Source organism: Paraburkholderia sp. 2C (assembly GCF_054589215.1).
The window spans coordinates 232,510-247,655 of the sequence record NZ_BAAILL010000065.1 but is presented as its reverse complement, the minus strand read 5'-3'; the positions used below and the strand labels follow the sequence as shown (position 1 = coordinate 247,655).

General features: G+C 61.9%; 9 protein-coding genes. 5 read left to right on the top strand and 4 right to left on the bottom strand.

Features of this window, described 5'->3' with window-relative positions; all coding sequences use genetic code 11:
- Positions 1-5 precede the first annotated feature (5 nt).
- Positions 6-2,192, bottom strand: coding sequence for a M1 family metallopeptidase (locus ACYPXD_RS29980; protein ID WP_459720369.1), 2,187 nt, complete (start codon positions 2,190-2,192; stop codon positions 6-8).
- A gap of 618 nt (positions 2,193-2,810) precedes the next feature.
- Here ACYPXD_RS29980 and ACYPXD_RS29975 point away from each other — a divergent pair.
- Both ACYPXD_RS29975 and ACYPXD_RS29970 read left to right on the top strand, forming a co-directional pair.
- The gene (locus ACYPXD_RS29975; RefSeq protein ID WP_459720367.1) at positions 2,811-3,074 is read left to right on the top strand and encodes a hypothetical protein; all 264 of its coding nucleotides are present in this window, start codon (positions 2,811-2,813) and stop codon (positions 3,072-3,074) included.
- Positions 3,075-3,100: 26 nt separating this feature from the next.
- Positions 3,101-3,319, top strand: a complete 219-nt coding sequence (locus tag ACYPXD_RS29970; RefSeq protein WP_459720364.1) for a helix-turn-helix domain-containing protein — start codon at positions 3,101-3,103, stop codon at positions 3,317-3,319.
- Here the strand turns inward: ACYPXD_RS29970 and ACYPXD_RS29965 are convergent.
- From ACYPXD_RS29965 to ACYPXD_RS29955, 3 genes are all read right to left on the bottom strand, one after another.
- On the bottom strand, positions 3,286-3,933 hold the full coding sequence (locus tag ACYPXD_RS29965) for a LysE family translocator (protein WP_459720361.1): 648 nt from the start codon (positions 3,931-3,933) through the stop codon (positions 3,286-3,288). The two genes, ACYPXD_RS29970 and ACYPXD_RS29965, sit on opposite strands and share 34 nt — an antisense overlap.
- A complete protein-coding gene (locus tag ACYPXD_RS29960; RefSeq protein ID WP_459720358.1) occupies positions 3,930-4,757 on the bottom strand; it encodes a hypothetical protein in 828 nt (275 codons plus the stop codon). The genes ACYPXD_RS29965 and ACYPXD_RS29960 overlap by 4 nt, the downstream gene beginning before the upstream one ends.
- A gap of 70 nt (positions 4,758-4,827) precedes the next feature.
- Positions 4,828-5,034, bottom strand: coding sequence for a hypothetical protein (locus ACYPXD_RS29955; protein WP_459720355.1), 207 nt, complete (start codon positions 5,032-5,034; stop codon positions 4,828-4,830).
- 257 nt (positions 5,035-5,291) lie between these two features.
- Between ACYPXD_RS29955 and recC the strand changes: the two genes are divergently transcribed.
- Genes recC through recD form a run of 3 tightly spaced genes read left to right on the top strand, consistent with a single transcriptional unit; the run spans position 5,292 to position 15,120 of the window.
- Positions 5,292-8,912 carry an exodeoxyribonuclease V subunit gamma gene (gene recC, locus ACYPXD_RS29950; RefSeq protein ID WP_459720352.1) on the top strand — a complete coding sequence of 1,207 codons (3,621 nt, stop codon included), beginning with the start codon at positions 5,292-5,294 and terminating at the stop codon, positions 8,910-8,912.
- On the top strand, positions 8,909-12,832 hold the full coding sequence (gene recB / locus ACYPXD_RS29945) for an exodeoxyribonuclease V subunit beta (protein WP_459720349.1): 3,924 nt from the start codon (positions 8,909-8,911) through the stop codon (positions 12,830-12,832). The genes recC and recB overlap by 4 nt, the downstream gene beginning before the upstream one ends.
- Positions 12,829-15,120, top strand: a complete 2,292-nt coding sequence (gene recD / locus ACYPXD_RS29940) for an exodeoxyribonuclease V subunit alpha (RefSeq protein ID WP_459720346.1) — start codon at positions 12,829-12,831, stop codon at positions 15,118-15,120. The genes recB and recD overlap by 4 nt, the downstream gene beginning before the upstream one ends.
- The last annotated feature ends 26 nt before the right edge of the window (positions 15,121-15,146 follow it).

The window sequence follows — 15,146 nt, the reverse complement described above, 5'->3', positions numbered from 1 at the left end:
TGCTGTTACTCCGTCTGGCTACGCGGCTTCAGCTTGCCCTGGTAGCGCAGCAGCGGACGTTCTGCCTGCGGTTGCGCTTGCGGGACCTTCAGCATCAGGCTACGCGCCGTCGCGGTTGCCGGCGGCGTGATCGAACCGATTGTCGTCGCACGCGTCGGATTCGCGAGGCCCGAATTCACGAGCATCTTCGCTTCCATCTGCAGGTTGGTCAGCAGCACCGGGTCGGTCAACGCGCTGCTTTGCGCGAGCAACTGACTCCACGCGTTATCGCCATAGTTCGTCACGTAGTAGTCGAGCCCGCTCGGATCCGCAACGACGGCCGAGCAACCGTTCACGCGGACCTGCATCTGCGTGTCCTTCAACGCGACAGTCTTGCGACGCATGAGGCCGTCGCCATAGGCGAGCGTCAGCGGCACCGTCCATTGAATGCCCGGATACGGGTTCTTGTTCGGATACGGCGCCTGCTTGAGCGAGACGACCGTCTGATTGCTCGTCAGATCGCACTGCGTATCGAGCGTGATCAGCGGTACGCCCGTTTGACGGACGAAGCTGTCGCCGATGTCCGCCATCGACTGGCCGCTTGCCTTCGATAGCTCGTTCCACAGGCGCTTGGGCGTCGTGTTGCCGAACGAATAATCGGTCAGGTACGACTGCAGTCCCTTGCGCATCACGCCTTCGCCGAGATAATTCTCGAGCATCTTCAGCACGATGCCGCCCTTGTCGTACGTGAAGGGGCTCGCGCTCAGCACGAAGTCGTTCGAGGCCCAGTCGTTGAAGTTCGGCTGAACCGGGAACGCGTTGGCGCCAAGGTCGCGCGACATAACGGCGTACTTCGTCCTTACCTCGTCGACCCAGTTGAAGCGATCCGGGAAGAACAGGATCTTCGTCTTGTTCTCGAAGAACGTGGCGAACGATTCGTTCATCCAGACGTCGTCCCACCAGTCGAGCGTGACGAGGTCGCCGAACCACTGATGCGCGGCTTCGTGCGTAAGCACCGTCACGCCATAGTCCGACATCGGCGTGCCGGGGGGCGGCAGGATGTCGTCGGCGAATTCGAGAATGGCGCCCCAGTTCTCCATGCCGCCGAAGTTCAGGTCCTTCTGCTCCTTGAACGCGTCATTCGCGGCAACGGTGTCGAACTTGGTCAGCGGCAGCGAGATGCCCGTGTAGCGATAGTAGTAATCGAGCGCCTGCTTGGTCTGTTGCATCGCCGGCACGGCCCAGTCGCGCATGCCGGGCGGCGCGAAGATGCGCAAATGCAGGTTCTTGCCGTTCGCAAGCGGATTCGCGAAGTCGTCTTCGAGCACGTCGAACTGGCCGCCGCCGAAGAACAGCAGATACGACGGCATCGGCGGCGTCTTCTCGAACGACACGCGCTTGTAGCCTCTATCGACGTTCACGGACGGCAATTCCGCCGCATTCGATACGACGCGCCAGTTCTGCGGCACTTCCGCCGACACTTCGTAGGTCGGCCGGAACGCCGGCTCGTCCCAGCCGGGGAACCATTGGCGCGCGAGGTTGCTTTCGCCTTGCGTGAGGATGGCGCCGCTCGTCGTGCCGTCGGTCGCCTTGAGGTCGACGCGGAACACGCCTTCCGCTGCGGAGCAGCCGGGGTACTTGTCGTCGCCGCAGCTTCCGCCGGTTTGGGTGGCGGGGTCGTCGTAGGTCTTGAAGTTGATGATGCCCGTCCACTCCATATGCAGCGAGTATTCGCCGGCGGGAATCTGGCCGCTCGCGGGGCGCAGCTGGTAGAAGTCGCCGTCGTCCTGCGGCGTGGCGATCAGCTCGATATTGCCGGGCTGCAGCACGGTCTTGCCGTTGACGAACTTGATGCGATGGCCGGCCACTTCGATGTAATTGACCTTCTTCTTCACCTGGATGTCGACGTCCGCGCGGCCGTCGAAGGTGGACAGCGCGGGGTTCGGGCGGAACCAGAGCCGGTAGTTGACCGGCTGCACGGTGTCAGGCAGTTCGACCGGCTTCACGGTCTTCTTGATCGTTTTGTCGGCGGCGACGGGCGCGGCCGGCGTCGGTAGCGCGGGCTGTGAGGCGGCTGTCGAGGCCGCCGCTCCGCTGACCTGCGAGTTGTTCGACGCGATCCCGCCGGCATCGTCTCCACCACCACATGCGCTCAATGCCAGCGTGCCCGCCAGTAGCAGGCACTCTAGCCTTAACCGAAAATATGTACGCATTGTTCGTCCCTGTCCGGAAAGAGCTGCTTTGAAATGTGCGGTTGTTTGTTGTTTTTTTATTAAATAAAAATCGGAAAAAAGGTCTCCCCACGCGCCTGATCGCGAATGAAAAATCGGTATTAAAAGGCGAATTCCGGCCTCGACTTTAATTGCCGATATCAGTGCTTTTGAAACGTTGAAATCAAGAATCGCTACGACGTGACGGCTCAGCACGCGGCGAACGCCGCGTGCCTGTGGACTCTCGTATGCCGGTTATAAGCCCGCGCGAACCCTAACGAGCTTTCATCTGATAACTACCAGCTTACGATGGCGGTAGATTAGTTGGGCAAACGTTAGCGTGTCAACGTTCAGTTACAAATTATTTCTCTAATTCTTTTGGCTATGCGAGGTAAATCAATGTAATTCGGAGCGGATTTATTGAAATTGCATTGGGGAATGGCAAATGCAATTACGCATTGATTTGGGGGAATTGGTGTGATTGACGCGCACCGCCATCGCATCGTCGCGCGCCCGTGCGCCTTCTCCGAACAAACCACCCATCCCAAAAAAGTTCGTTGATATCCTTGGATTCGTATCTTCGTTAGCCGACACGCGGGACACGCCCGCCCGAGTCTACTTATGACGCTTGCAATGGAAGAGTTCTATCGGTCTAACGGAGTCGAGTTGGCGCGAATGCGCGCCAGCGTACATGCGTCCTTCCCGCTTCACACCCACGCCGAATATGTTGTCAGCGCAAATCTGTCGGGCTGCGAAAACATCTGCCTGGACGGCAAGAAGCTGCGCGCGACCGAACGCATGGTCACCGTCTATAACCCCGAGGCGATGCAGTCTTCGAGCTTCGATTCCAATGCGGGCGATGCCGAGTTCACAAATTTCAACTGATCCGCAGCTTCAAAACCGCAGTGGGCATGACGCCGGCCAGATACCATATGCAGCTTCGATTGATCGAAGCGCGAAGCCGGTTGCGTCGCGGTTTCACCGTACAAGACGTTGCGTTCGATCTGGGATTTTTCGATCAGAGTCACTTCATTAACGCCTTCAGGAAGGTGCTTGGCATGAGTCCGTTGCGGTTTGCCGAGCCCGGGCGCTTCCGTCAAACTGGCAATCCGAGAATAAGCGTGCGATAGCCCGAGGAAACGACCTGCCACGCAAAAAACGCAAAAAGCGCCGCGGATGCGAAGTAGCAGAACGACAACGCTTTGGCGCCGAAGGCTTTGCCTCCGAGCCTTGCAATAAGACATACCGCACACGTCCAGACGACGCCCGCGACAAAGAAGCCCGCGAGAAAACGGCCGGTCGCGTCCCATCCCTGAATGCCCGATTGCGCGATCAACGCGCCACCAACCGCAGCGAACCAGACTATCGCCGAGGGCGAAGACAGCGCTAGTAAAGCCCCTTTTAACAGTTGTTGAAAATGCGTCCCGCCCGCCTCGGCGCTGCCGCCGGATGATGAGTGAGCCGATCGGAGTGCGCTGATCGCCATTTTTGCCGCGAGCACGACAAGGACCACCGTCCCGCCGAGCCACATTCCCCATCTGACTGCGGAAAATTGCAATAACGCTGTCATCCCAGCCAAGGCGAGGATCGCGTAGATCAAATCGCCGATGCACGAACCCATTCCGAGCCAGAAGCCCGTCCAATAGCCGCGTTGCATTGCGACGGTCATCATCGCGATATTGACGATGCCGATGTCGAGGCATAGCGAGAGGGAGAGAAGGAAGCCGTTGGTTGCGGGGCTCATGCTGCGAGAAAATCCTGGTATTGGTAAATGGGTTGCACATAGTCGAGCGTATGGACTGATCTGCCAAGCAATGAGGCTATGCGGTCGTGGGCGCACCTATTGAGATGCGGACAGTATCGATTAGCAAAATCCATCACCGTCGCGAGATTCCCGGTAAGGACTGAACACGACAGCTGCTTTGCAAGAGCAGCCATACCGGCAATCATGTCCGCGCTCGATATGCCCATCTTGCCGTCGCTCGTCTCCACCTTCGCGTAGCCGAGCTCGATCAAAAACTGCAATTGAACGAACGCGGCGCCAGCATCCGGAAAATCTCTCGGCGCGCGGCGCAGGTATCTGAGCATTTCAAAGCAATAGACCTGACAGACCATTTCAGGATCGAGCCCCAGACCGTCGCACCACGTGTCGGTCACGCAAAGCAGGAACCCGAACACATCGGCAAGCGCCTCTTGAAGAACCATCGACGCCCATCGATCGGCCTTGCTAATGATTCGAAAATCGGTTTCAGGCCCGACGATGGAGTGGCCGATATCATGGCCCTTAAACCACGAGATAAGATGCGCACCCGCTTCCGATGCTCGCAGAACGCCATCGGTCACGCAGATGTGAGCCCTCGACTCCTCCAGAGAGATCAGGTTAAAAAGTGCGAGGTAGGTGTTTGCAAAAACAATCGTCCGCTTTCTGCTCGCATACTTGACTCCCTCGTCCTCCGGCAAGAAGTAGGCAAAGTGCTTTGGGTAGAAATTAGCCTCGCCCGCCGCGGCAACGAGATGCGTGATCTTGAATTCACTGACTGAGCCAAGGACCAACCGTTCGTCGAGCATGTCGCAGATCTCGGCAAACGCATCTGGTGATAGCTTGTGTGCCGCATCCGCAATATTCTGATGGCGCACATCAGGAGAAAGAGATTCTTTCGGACACGGCCCGCGTCGCTGTATCCGCGATCGGCTGCAAACCGCGAATCGCCTGAGTCAATTTAAGAATTGTCGTGACATGTCTTGCTATTTCATAGGTCATTCCTGCATCGTTCAGGTCAAGCGTCAGGGAACTAACCGTGTGCATTCGGTTGCGCGGCCAGAAGACGGAGATCTCGTTTTTCATGGTCGGTGTGCATGAGATAGAGAGTCCGGATGGTCGCGCCGACAGGGAAGAAAGGATTGGAAGAAATTGAGGAAGCGCTGGTCTGCGATTTCCCGGGCGTATGTCAGCACCTGAATCACAGCTTGTATCATTACCGACAAGCATCCGGACACCCTCTGTCCCCCTGCACCCCCAAAATACGCGGACAAGCCGTCCCTTTCGCCAACGCAACCGCATTCGCGACGACCGAGTACATGCCATCCTCGATGGAGCTTCGTTTGAGCTTGACACCCCAACCGCTACCGGCCGGACTGATGCTCGTGCATGGCAATCAGCCCGAGCGCTTGCGCGACCTGATGATCGAATGGATCAGGCAATATCCGCTCGCGCCGCTCGAAAACGAAGTGATCCTCGTGCAGAGCAACGGCATCGCGCAATGGCTGAAGCTCGCGTTCGCGGCCGATTCCGTCGATGGCGGCTGCGGCATTTCCGCCGCGCTCGATCTTTCATTGCCGGCGCGCTTTCTGTGGCAGGCCTATCGCGCCGTGCTCGGCGCCGACGCGGTGCCCGCGGTTTCGCCGTTCGACAAATCGCGCCTCGTCTGGCGGCTGACTCGCCTGTTGCCGGAACTGCTCGATCAGCCCGACTACGCGCCGCTCAAGCGCTTCATGGCGCACGACGACGATCAGCGCAAGCGCTTTCAACTCGCGCAGCGCGTCGCGGATCTGTTCGACCAATATCAGGTTTATCGCGCGGATTGGCTCGCGCGCTGGGCCGCCGGCGAGGACGTGATCATCGATGCGCGCGACAAGCAGGCGCCGCTGCCCGACGAGCATCGCTGGCAAGCCGCGCTTTGGCGCGCGCTGCTCGACGACGTAACCGTGAACGCGCCCGCGCGGAAAGGCGCCGATGCATCGACGGCCGGCCGCGCGGCCGTGCACGAAGCGTTCATCGAGCGTGCCGCCGCCCTGCCCGATGAAGACCGGCCCAAAGACTTGCCGCGACGCGTGATCGTGTTCGGCATCTCGAGTCTGCCGCACCAATCGCTCGAAGTGCTGGCCGCGCTCGCTCGCTTTACGCAGGTGCTGATGTGCGTGCATAACCCTTGCGCGCACTATTGGGCCGACATCGTCGCCGATCAGGATCTGTTGCGCGCCGAGCGTTCGCGTCAGCGGCGGCGTCAAGGCGCGCCGGCGATCGTCGACGAAGAACAACTGCACCTGTACGCGCATCCCTTGCTGGCCGCATGGGGCAAGCAGGGGCGCGACTTTATCGGCCTGCTCGACGAATTCGATAGCGATGCCGCACGCGACGCGTATTCGTCGCGCTTTGCGAATATCGGTCAACGCATCGATCTGTTCGAAGCCGAAAGCACCTCGACGATGCTGCAGCAGTTGCAGGACGACATTCGCGACTTGCGTCCGCGCAAAGAATCGCGCGAAATCTGGCCCGCGGTCAATCCGCGCATCGACCACTCGATCCGCTTTCACATCGCGCACAGTCCGCAGCGCGAGGTCGAGGTGCTGCACGACCAGTTGCTCGCCGCCTTCGCTGACGACCCTACCCTGCGACCGCGCGACGTGATCGTCATGGTGCCGGATATCGAAGCGTACGCGCCACATATTCAGGCCGTATTCGGTCTGCTCGACAAGGACGATCCGCGCTATATCCCGTTTAGCGTCGCGGACCGCGGGCAGCGTGACTTCGATCCGCTGCTCGGCGCGCTCGAGACGCTGCTCGCGCTGCCGCAATCGCGTGTGACCGTCAGCGACGTGCTCGATCTGCTCGAAGTGCCCGCGCTGCGCGCGCGCTTCGGCATCGCCGAAGACGATCTGCCGAAGCTGCATCACTGGATCGGCGGCGCGAATATCCGCTGGGGGCTGCACGGCGAACAGCGCGCGAGTCTCGACTTGCCGAAGGCCGGCAGCGACGATGCGCCGAATACGTGGGCATTCGGTTTGCGCCGGATGATGCTCGGCTATGCAGTCGGCGACAAATCGGACGCGTGGCGCGACATCGAGCCCTACGCTGAAATCGGCGGGCTCGATGCGGCGCTGCTCGGGCCGTTGACGCATCTGATCGATGCGCTCGAACACACGTGGACAACCTTGCGCGAGCCGGCCACCGTCGAGGCGTGGTGCGCGCGTCTGCGCGAGCTCAAGAACACGTTTTTCGCGCCCGTCGACAGCGACGATGCGTACACGCTCGGGCGTCTCGATACGGCGCTCGAAGCATGGCGCGACGCATGCGACGATGCGGCGTTGACCGGCGAATTGCCGCTCTCGATTGTCGCGGACCACTGGTTATCGCAGCTCGAAGAAGGCAGCCTGTCGCAGCGCTTTTTCGCGGGCGCCGTCACGTTTGCGACGCTGATGCCGATGCGCGCGATTCCGTTTCGCCGCGTCTGTCTGCTCGGCATGAACGATGGCGATTATCCGCGCACGCGCACACCGCTCGACTTCGATTTGATGCGGCAAAACTACCGGCCCGGCGACCGGTCGCGACGCGAAGACGATCGCTATCTGTTCCTCGAAGCGCTGTTGTCGGCGCGCGAGCATTTGCATGTGTCGTGGGTGGGACGCAGCGTCACGGACAATACGCCGCGGCCGCCGTCGGTGCTGGTCGGGCAATTGCTCGAACATCTCTCGGCCGGCTGGCGTCTTGCCGGCGACGAAAGCGGCGACCCGCATGCGCTGGGCGAGGCACTGACGATCGTTCACCGGCTCCAGCCTTTTAGCGCCGATTATTTCCCGGCCGGTGCGCATACGTCTTCGTCCCCTCTGTTCACGTTCGCGAGAGAGTGGCGCGCTTCAACGATGCCGGCGACCGTTGCAGACGCAAGCATCCATCGTTCGAGTTCGACACCTGAGAACGTGATGTTGCCCCCGCTCGAGCGCGACGAACCGCTATCCATACGCGAACTCGCCGACTTCTTGCGCGACCCGGTCAAGTCGTTCTTCCGGCAACGTCTGCGCGTCGCGTTCGAAACCGACGTGATGGCAAGCGAAAACGACGAACCGTTCGATCTCGACGGCCTCAGAGCGTGGCAATTGCAAAACGAGCTGATCCGCGCGCAAACCGAGGCGCTCAAGCGCGGCGACGATGATCTGCTTCCCGCGGCGCAAGCGCGGCTCGCGCGCATGCACCGCAGCGGCGACCTCGCGACAGGCGGATTCGGCGAACTGCTCGGCGACGAACTGATGGAGCCGATGCCCGATCTCTTCGAGCGTTACAGAATCGCCCTTGCGCGTTGGCCCCAGATGCTCGACGAACAGCAACATGAACTGAGCATCGAAGAAACGATCGATGGGCGAACCCGTTCAATCGACGACTGGATCAGCGACATTCGCACGAATACGGATCGCGAGCTGGGTCGTGTGATTCTCGATGCAAGCACGCTGATCAAAGACAACAAATACCGGCGCGACAGACTCATCGCACATTGGGTCGCGCATCTGGCGGCGCAGGTAGCGGTGGGTCCGCTCACCACGGTCGTGGTCAGCAAGATCGGCAGCGTCGAACTCGCGCCTTTAGCAGATGAAAAAGCCCGCGCACATCTGCTCGTCTTGCTGCGCGCGTGGGACGAAGGCATGCGCCGGCCGCTGCCGCTCGCGGTCAATGCGGCGTTTGCATGGCTAGGCAAATGGTCGCCCGAGACCGCGGCCGATCGGACACTGGCGCGCGACGCAGCACGCGCCGTGTACGACGGTACGTCGTGGCAAGCGGGCGAGCGCGACATGAACGCGTATTTGCAGCGTGTTTATCCCGACTTCGATGCGCTCGCGGCGAGCGGCGATTTCGAGCGGCTCGCGGTCGACCTGCTGCTGCCGCTGCATCTTGCGATTCCTTCGTCGACGAAGCAAAAGAACAGCGCAAAAGATGACGGAGACGCTCAATGAGTGAGCTTATGAACGCGACGCAATCATCAACGGCGGCCGCGGCGCTCGATCCGCTGCGGTTTCCTTTGCGCGGCAGCAGTCTTATCGAGGCAAGCGCGGGGACGGGCAAGACCTTCACGATCGCGATGCTCTATGTGCGTCTGGTGCTGGGGCACGGCGGTGGCGAAAGCGGTAACGATGCGCGCGCGTTGACGCCGCCGGAAATCCTTGTCGTGACCTTCACCGATGCGGCGACGAAGGAGTTACGCGAACGGATTCGCGCACGGCTTGTCGATGCAGCCGAATATTTTCGTGCGGACCCGGACGAGGTCGACGCCGCCGCTCCTCCGGCAGGCAAGGATTTGCTGCACGACTTGCGCGCTGAATACGATTCTAAAGACTGGCCCGGTTGCGCGCGTCGTCTGCAACTGGCGGCCGAATGGATGGACGAAGCCGCCGTTTCGACGATCCACGGCTGGTGCAACCGGATGCTCAGCGAACACGCTTTCGATAGCGACAGCCTGTTCTCGCAGACACTCGAAACCGATCAGAGCGCGCTGCAAGCCGAGGTGGTGCGCGACTACTGGCGAACATTTCTAACGCCGCTCGATGCCGAATCCGCGCACGACGTGCGTCAGTGGTTCGCGAGCCCGCTTGATTTGCAGCGTGTGGTGAGCAGATTGCTCGCCCATGCGGATTTGCTGCCGCAAGCCGAAGCACCGGAATCGACGCTAAGGGAAGCGCGCGACAAACAACGTGCGCATCTTGCGAAGCTAAAGAAGAACTGGACGTCATGGTGCGACGAGCTTCAGGCCATACTCGATGAGGCACGTGAAAAAAAGCAGTTCAACGCGCAGAAGCTGAATCGCGCGAACTGTCAGACCTGGCTCGAAAAATTGCGCGCGTGGGCGGCCGATCCGCTGATGGCCAGACCCGCGTTCGACGACAAGGCTGCGGTATGGACGCGCCTCACACGCGCCGGTCTCGCGGAAATCTGGAAGGTCGGCGATCCGCCCTCGCACCCGGCGCTCGACGCCATGGAAGCGCTGCGCGATGCACTCGCCGCGCAGCCGACCGCTTACTACGATCTGCTTTGCCACGCCGCGCATTGGGTCTCGCAACGCTTCGCCGCCGAGGAAAAAAAGCGCTCGCAGATGGGCTTCGACGATCTGCTGACGCGTCTTCGCGATGCGCTGCGTTCGCCGAACGGCGCGCGTCTCGCCGACATCATCCGCAAGCAGTATCCGGTCGCGCTGATCGACGAGTTTCAGGACACGGACCCGGTGCAGTACGCGATCTTCGATGCGGTCTACCGGATCGAGGAAAACGACAAGGACACGGCGATCATCCTGATCGGCGATCCGAAGCAGGCGATTTACGCGTTTCGCGGCGCCGACATTTATACATACCTCGCAGCACGCCGCGCGTGTGTGGGGCGGCTCTTTACGCTGAAAAAGAACTTCCGCTCGACGGTCGCGATGGTGCGTGCGGTCAACCGCTGCTTTGAAGCGGCCGAGGCGCGCACAGAGAGCCCCGGCGCCTTTCTGTTTCGCGATCCGCGCACGGGGGAGAATCCGCTGCCGTTTATCGCCGCCGAGGCAGCGGGTCGTCGCGACGCGTTGCAGATTGCGCACGGCGAATCGCCGGCGGCGCTGACTGCATGGTGGATGCCGCCGGTTGAAAGCGGCGTAGCGCTTTCGAAGGATGCCTACATGCGCGGCATGGCGGCGAGTTGTGCATCCGAGATGGTGCGTCTGTTGAACCTCGGCGAAGAGAAAAAAGCAGGCTTTGTTAGTGTTGGTGTTGGCGATGGCGACGGCGATGGCACGCCAGGGATCAGACCATTACAACCGGCCCATATGGCTGTGCTCGTCAACAACGGCGAAGAGGCGCGCGCGATTCGCACGGCGCTGGCCGAGCGCGGCGTGCGCAGCGTCTATCTGTCCGATCGCGATTCGGTGTTTCAGACCGAGCAGGCAATCGAGTTGCGACATTGGCTTGCCGCCTGCGCGGAGCCCGATGACGGAAGGCTCGTGCGTGCGGCGCTCGCAACCGCGACGCTCGGGCTCGACTTCGCCGATCTCGATGCGCTGACGCACGACGAGATCGCGTGGGAGACGCGTGTGATGCAGTTCCGCGGCTACCGCGACAGCTGGCGGATGAAGGGCGTGCTGCCGATGCTGCGTCAACTGCTGCACGATTTTCAGGTGCCGCAGCGGCTGATCGGGCGAACGGCGGGCGCGCCCGTAAACGGCGAACGGGTGCTGACCAATCTGCTGCATCTGGCCGAGCTGTTGCAACAGGCGAGCACGCAGCTCGACGGCGAACACGCGCTGATTCGCTATGTCGATGAAGAGCTTGCGGATCAGGCCGGCGGTGGCGCGGGCGGCGATGCGAGGCAGATCCGTCTCGAAAGCGATGCGGGCCTCGTGCAGGTCGTGACGATTCACAAGTCGAAGGGGCTTGAATATCCGCTCGTGTTTCTGCCGTTTGCGGGCAACTACCGGCCGGCGAAGGCGACCGATATGCCGCTGAAGTGGCATGACGACGGGGGCCGGTTGCGGGTGACGCTCGACGATGCGTCGGTGTTGCCGCAGGTCGATCGCGAGCGGCTCGGCGAAGACTTGCGCAAGCTTTATGTGGCCCTCACGCGCGCGCGGTACGCGACGTGGGTGGGGATTGCGCCGGTCGCCGGCATCGAGTTGAGCGCGTTTGGGTATCTGCTGTCCGGCGGCAAGGCGATCGCGCCGGACGAGCTGGGCCCGTTGCTCGAGCAACTGCGCCTCGATCATGCGGATATTCGCGTGGCCGAAGCACCGGTTGCGGGCAACGAGCGCTTCATATCGAGTGAATCACAGGCGGCGGGCGGCGCGGCGCGCACGTTGTCGCGCGCCGTGCGCGAGCATTGGTGGATTGCCAGCTATTCGAGCTTGCGCAAGGTCGACGGCGTGATCGGCGGTGTTACCGCGCATGAGGTTGCTGCAAGTCCACTCGCCGCTGTCGGCACGGGCGAGCAGCAGCCGGCGCCCGATACGCGCGGTCAGGATGTGTATCAGGAGCTCGCGGGCGCGCAAACGCCCGATGAGTTTGCCGACGCGGCGTGGCAGCGGACCGATGCGCCGGGCGACTATGCGGACGTGCAGGTCGATGCCACGCTGCATGGACTGCCGCGTGGTGCCGATGCCGGTACGTTTATCCACGAGTTGATGGAGTGGGCCGCGACTGAGGGCTTCGCCAAGGTGGTGAACGACCGTGATGCGATGCGCGATACGATCGCACGCCGCTGCAGCGTGCGCGGCTGGGCGCGCTGGATCGAGCCGCTGACCGAATGGCTGTTGCGGCTGCTGAAAGAGCCGCTGCGCATTCCGTCGATTCCGGCGTCCACGACGGGCGGCAAGGCGGTTGTTCCGCCCGTGATGCTATCCGCGTTGACCACCTATGTGCCCGAGATGGAGTTCTGGGTCGCGACGCATAACGTCAATGCGCAAGCGCTCGATCGTCTTGTCTGCGATATGACGCTCGATGGCGCGGTGCGTCCCGCGCTCGAGCCCGCGCAACTGAACGGGATGCTCAAAGGGTTTATCGATCTGGTGTTCGAGCACGATGGCCGCTTTTATGTGGCGGACTATAAATCGAACTGGCTCGGGCCCGACGATGCCGCCTACACGCCGGCGAGGATGCGCGCGCAGATCCTGCACTCGCGCTATGAGCTGCAATACGTGTTGTATCTGTTTGCGCTGCATCGCCTGTTGAAGGTGCGTCTGCCCGATTACGACTACGACCGCCATGTCGGCGGCGCGGTGTATCTGTTTCTGCGCGGCAGTCATGCGGAAAGCCAGGGCGTGTTTGTCGACCGTCCGCCGCGCGAATTGATCGAGCAGCTCGATGTGCTGTTTGCGAAGCGTGTCGGCGGAGAGGAAATGGCGGGAGATATTGCATGACGAAGCGGCGTGTCACTGACTCCCAAACCGGCGATTTATTCGCGGACTTGCCGCCGACGGGCACGCATCGTGAGGACGATGCCGTTGCGGCTGTCCGTGGTGTCCCTGCTGTCCCTGCCAGTGTCGCGAGTGCCACGGGTGCCGCGGTTGTTGCGCTTACCGCGGTTTCCGATACTGCATCGATGCTTGGCGTGCTCGACGAATGGGTCAAGCGCGGCTGGCTGCGTCCGCTCGACGCGGCGTTTGCGCGATTTCTTGCCCGCGAGGCGTCCTCCGATGCCGCGCCGTTGCTGATTCTTGCGGCGGCGCTGGCGAGCCATCAGCTGGGCCGTGGTCACGCGTGCCTCGATTTGCAAGCCGCGCTTGACGATCCGACCTTCGTGCTGTCGCTGCCGCCTGACGATGCGATCGATCGGATGATCGAAGCGCCGACCCATGCGCCTACCGATCTGCTCAAGGGCGTGACGCTCGGACAATGGCTCGAGTCGCTCGATCATGCCGCGCTTGTGAATGCGGGCGCGGGCAATACGCCGCTTGTGCTGGTCGGCACGCGCCTTTATTTGCGGCGCTATTGGCAATACGAGCAGGATGTTTGCGCCGGTATTGAACGGCGACTGCATGCGTCGTTGCGGCATGCGGCCGCGCTCGATATCGAGGCGGTGCGGGCTACGCTCGATGTCCTGTTTCCGCCTGCGAATCGTGACGCGGAACAGCGTGACGCGGAAAAGCGCGGCGCCGACTGGCAGAAGCTCGCGTGCGCGCTCGCGGCGCGCAGTGCGTTCAGCATCGTGACCGGCGGACCGGGGACGGGCAAGACGACGACAGTCGTTAAGTTGCTGGCTTTGCTGCAGGCCATTGCGTTGAGTCACGGCGATAGCGGCGGCGCTGGTGCCGCTGGACGACGTGCCCGGCCTTTAAGAATCAAGCTTGCCGCGCCGACCGGAAAGGCCGCGGCCCGGCTGAACGAATCGATTGCGGGCGCAGTGGCGAGTTTGCCGGTCGACAACCTTGCGCATGGTGCGCAAGTGTTGAAGGCCATTCCGACTGTCGTGACCACCCTGCATCGCGTACTTGGCACGCGCCCCGACAGCCGGCGCTTTCGACACGACGCGAGCAATCCGCTACCGGTCGACGTGCTCGTGATCGACGAAGCATCGATGGTCGATCTCGAGATGATGGCCGCGGTGCTCGACGCGTTGCCGTCGTCGGCACGGCTCGTTCTGCTCGGCGACAAGGATCAGCTTGCGTCCGTCGAGGCGGGCGCCGTGCTCGGCGAATTGTGCGAACGGGCCGCGCGTGGACATTACACGCCGCAGACGCGCGAGTGGTTGCAGGCAGCGACGGGCGAGCGTGTCGACGACGCGATGATCGACGAGAACGGCACCGCGCTGGATCAGGCGATTGCGATGCTGCGCGAAAGTCACCGGTTTTCGTCGGCAAGCGGGATCGGGGAGCTGGCGCTGCGCGTGAACGAAGGGGATGCGGCCGCGGTTGAGCGCGTGTTGAGCGAGGCACGCGCGGATCTTGCGTTACTGAATTGCTCAGCGGGTCATGATGCGTCGTTCAAGGCGCTGATTGTCGATGGGGATGTGGGTGGCGATGGCGCTGAAACGTCGGCAGGTCGGCGGCATGGCTATCGGCACTATCTCGAGACGATGCATGCACGGCAGCCTGCGCGTGATGCCGGCTCTGCTGCACTGGATAGATGGGCTGGCGAGGTACTCGACGCGCACGATGCGTTCCAGTTGCTATGTGCAGTGCGGCGCGGGCCTTGGGGTGTCGATGGGCTCAATAGGCGCATCGCGCGGCTACTGCACGAAGAAGGTTTGATCGACGCGCGCAACGAGTGGTATGCGGGACGGCCGGTGCTTGTCACGCGGAACGACTACGAACTCGGGCTCATGAATGGCGATATCGGCATTACGCTGGCTTATCCGGGGAGCGCCGATGGGCGCGGCGCGATGCGCGTGGCGTTTCCGGCTGCGGACGGGTCGGGTGGCATCAAATGGGTGCTGCCGAGCCGCCTGCAAGCGGTGGAAACCGTGTTTGCGTTGACCGTGCATAAGTCACAAGGGTCGGAATTTATGCATGCGGCGCTGGTGCTGCCGGATCGCTTTAGTCCGATTTTGACGCGCGAGCTCGTTTATACGGGGGTGACGCGGGCAAGGGCTTATTTGACGCTGGCGGTGCCGGAAGGAAAGACGGTGCTCGAGGAGGCGGTGACGGCGAAGGTGCAGCGGGCGAGTGGGCTGCTCGCGGCGTTCAGCGTGGGGATGGAAGCGGACTGAACAGGATTGATACCGCTACTCTCCAC

Coding starts and splice junctions, on each gene's coding strand:
- ACYPXD_RS29980 (WP_459720369.1), bottom strand. CDS start 2,192: ATGCGTACATATTTTCGGTTAAGGCTAGAGTGCCTGCTACTGGCGGGC.
- ACYPXD_RS29975 (WP_459720367.1), top strand. CDS start 2,811: ATGACGCTTGCAATGGAAGAGTTCTATCGGTCTAACGGAGTCGAGTTG.
- ACYPXD_RS29970 (WP_459720364.1), top strand. CDS start 3,101: ATGACGCCGGCCAGATACCATATGCAGCTTCGATTGATCGAAGCGCGA.
- ACYPXD_RS29965 (WP_459720361.1), bottom strand. CDS start 3,933: ATGAGCCCCGCAACCAACGGCTTCCTTCTCTCCCTCTCGCTATGCCTC.
- ACYPXD_RS29960 (WP_459720358.1), bottom strand. CDS start 4,757: ATGCTCGACGAACGGTTGGTCCTTGGCTCAGTCAGTGAATTCAAGATC.
- ACYPXD_RS29955 (WP_459720355.1), bottom strand. CDS start 5,034: ATGAAAAACGAGATCTCCGTCTTCTGGCCGCGCAACCGAATGCACACG.
- recB (WP_459720349.1), top strand. CDS start 8,909: ATGAGTGAGCTTATGAACGCGACGCAATCATCAACGGCGGCCGCGGCG.
- recD (WP_459720346.1), top strand. CDS start 12,829: ATGACGAAGCGGCGTGTCACTGACTCCCAAACCGGCGATTTATTCGCG.